Annotated in this window: 1 protein-coding gene; it reads right to left on the bottom strand. The window is 28.5% G+C overall.

Features of this window, described 5'->3' with window-relative positions:
• Nucleotides 1-549 (bottom strand): efflux RND transporter permease subunit (locus tag GQX97_RS14410; protein ID WP_198391280.1); only part of this gene is annotated, 549 nt, incomplete at both ends.

The raw sequence follows: 549 nt of genomic DNA, 5'->3' as shown, positions 1-549 counted from the left end.
ATCATTAATTTGTATACACCGTCTATATTTTCTCTTGTACTGTCTTCAAGTCTTACTACTATATCAGAATCTATATATAAAGAGTTTTCTAATGTCATAGTACTTGCMACAGTTCCGCTAAAAGAAGTACGAATTATGCTTCCTATAGTATCTAAGCTAATTCCTATTTTTGATATTAAATCTCTATTTATAGTAAATAATATTTCATGATTAGAGTCATCTTCTTTTATAAGCACATTTCTTATTCCTTCTACTTTAGAAACTGCATTAATAACATTGCTTGCCACATCATAACCAATATCTAAATTATCTCCGACTAATTCTATTATAATAGAGCTATAATCTTTAGGTTTTCCCATTGCCACATTTTCTGAGTTTAATTCTATTCTTCCTGGGTATCCATTTACTTTATTTCTTATCTCTTCTATATAATAGTTAATATCTTTATCTCTTCCTTTTTCTCTGTCTATTAATTTTACTCTCACCTCTCCATGATGTTCATTCCTTCCTGTTCTTACTCTTGTTTCATAATAATCTATATTCTCTCCA

Source organism: Brachyspira sp. SAP_772, from assembly GCF_009755885.1.
GTDB lineage: Bacteria > Spirochaetota > Brachyspiria > Brachyspirales > Brachyspiraceae > Brachyspira.
The sequence above is the reverse complement of the archived record's forward strand: the minus strand, read 5'-3'. Positions and strand labels throughout refer to the sequence as shown.